This is a genomic window from Nocardioides sp. (genome assembly GCF_016462705.1).
GTDB lineage: Bacteria > Actinomycetota > Actinomycetes > Propionibacteriales > Nocardioidaceae > Nocardioides.
On sequence record NZ_JAEMSS010000210.1, the window covers coordinates 4,572 to 6,438 of the forward strand.

Genomic DNA, 1,867 nt, shown 5'->3' on the forward strand with positions numbered 1-1,867 from the left:
CAGTTCCGGCGCACAGTTCCGGCGCACAGTTCCGGCGCACAGTTCCGGCGCACAGTTCCGGCGCACAGCTCCGGACACCACAGCTGAGGCTTGCCACAATGACAAGGACCCTCTGCCTCGCGTATCGCGGCAGAGGGTCTTCGTCGTTGGTACCCCCGACCGGATTCGAACCGGCGCTACTGCCGTGAGAGGGCAGCGTGCTAGGCCGCTACACAACGGGGGCGAGACAACCTGCGAGAGCGTAACGAACCCTCGTGCGGGGCCCAAATCGAGATGCCGGAACGCAGGTGTTTCGCTGGGATACTAGGACTCGAACCTAGACTAACTGGACCAGAACCAGTCGTGCTGCCAATTACACCATATCCCACTGTCTTACTGGTGTTCGGCCTGAATTCCCCCGGCGTTCCGGGGCGTCCAGACCGAGGCGAAACCTTACACGCGCGGCCGAGGGCCCTCCAATTCCGAGGTGGCCGTCGCGACGCCGATCCGGCGCGCCGCCCAGGTCGCCAGACCGAGGTAGGCGAGCGACTGCGTCAGCGTCACCGGGAGCTGCCACCAGCTGCCTCCGGTGGGGTTCAGGGCTGTGGTCATGTCGCTGTAGGCCAGCGCGACGCCGTAGGCCAGGAAGTTGTTGAGGACGTGCATGGCGATGCCGGCCTCGAGCCCGCCCGTCGTGATCACCAGGACGCCGGCGACGAGGCCGAAGGCGAGCCGGTCGATGAAGATCGGCGCGTCCTGTGCTCCGTGCGCGAGAGCGAAGAGGACCGCCGGCAGCAGCACTGCGGCCGCGCGTGACACCTGGGGACCCAGGTTCGCGAACAGGCCGCCGAAGGCCTGGGTGAGGTAGCCGCGGAACGCGTACTCCTCCCCCGCCGCCTGGAGCGGCGTGAGCAGCACGATGACCAGCACGAAGTCGCGGGTGGTCGTCGTCCAGTCGTTGAGCTCGCCGCTCATCTCGCCGGCGTCACCGGCGCTGGGCAGTACCGCCGCGACGACGACCGTCACGAGCAGCGCCAGGAAGGACAGGCCGAGGCAGAGCGTCATCCAGCGCCACCGCAGCCGCGGCCGGACCGAGGACAGCCAGCCCGGACGCAGTCGGTGCAGCACCAGGGTCAGCAGGATGCAGACGGGGATGAGCCCCGCCAGGCTGACGTTGAGGAACGCGAGCACCAGGGGGGTGACGTTGTCGGTGTCGGTGATCCGCTCGGTCGCCCGCTCGAGGTCCTCGCCCGTGGCGACCAGGCCGATGAGGAACGCGACCGCCAGCACCGCCGGCACGAACAGGAAGCTCAGCGCCACGGTGAGGATGCCGACGACGGGGCGCCACCAGCCGCTGGGGCCCCAGGCGCCGGCCCGCTGGATGAGGTGGTACTCGAGGGACCCGGCCGGGAGGGCGGGGCCCACCGGACCGGCCGGGACCGGCGCACCGGGATGCTGGTACGCCGAGGCGTCGAAGTCCGGCGGCGGCCAGCCGCCGTACGGGTTGCTCATCCCTCGGCCGGCCCGGCGGCCCGTGCGAGCCGGCCCAGGCTGCGCTCCCGGCCGAGCAGCTCGAGGGACTCGAACAGCGGCGGCGAGACCTTCCGCCCCGACACCGCCACCCGCACCGGTCCGAACGCGACCCGTGGCTTGAGCTCGCGCCGCTCGACCAGCTCGTCCTGCAACGCCTCCTGGATCGCGGCGGTCGACCACTCGGACAGCCCCGACAGCACGTCGTGCGCCGCTCGTACGACGTCGCGCCCGGCCTCGTCGATCTCGTCCACGAGCTCGAAGGCGTCCTCGTCGACGAACAGGAACCCGAGCATCGGCACCGCCTCGGTGAGCTTGTTGATCCGCTCGGCCACCAGCGGCATGGCCAGGTCGAGCA

General features: G+C 70.1%; 1 protein-coding gene, 2 tRNA genes and 1 pseudogene. All 4 read right to left on the reverse strand.

Annotated elements, in window-relative coordinates; all coding sequences use genetic code 11:
• Positions 1-147: 147 nt before the first annotated feature.
• Positions 148-223: transfer RNA gene (locus JHD21_RS19435), tRNA-Glu, on the reverse strand.
• A gap of 72 nt (positions 224-295) precedes the next feature.
• Positions 296-367 (reverse strand) — tRNA-Gln (locus JHD21_RS19440).
• A 65-nt stretch (positions 368-432) separates the two neighbouring features.
• Positions 433-1,491 carry a CPBP family intramembrane glutamic endopeptidase gene (locus JHD21_RS19445; RefSeq protein WP_292678606.1) on the reverse strand — a complete coding sequence of 353 codons (1,059 nt, stop codon included), beginning with the start codon at positions 1,489-1,491 and terminating at the stop codon, positions 433-435.
• A pseudogene (locus tag JHD21_RS19450) lies at positions 1,488-1,867 on the reverse strand (glutamate--tRNA ligase); the annotation flags it as partial. The pseudogene JHD21_RS19450 and the gene JHD21_RS19445, both read right to left, overlap by 4 nt.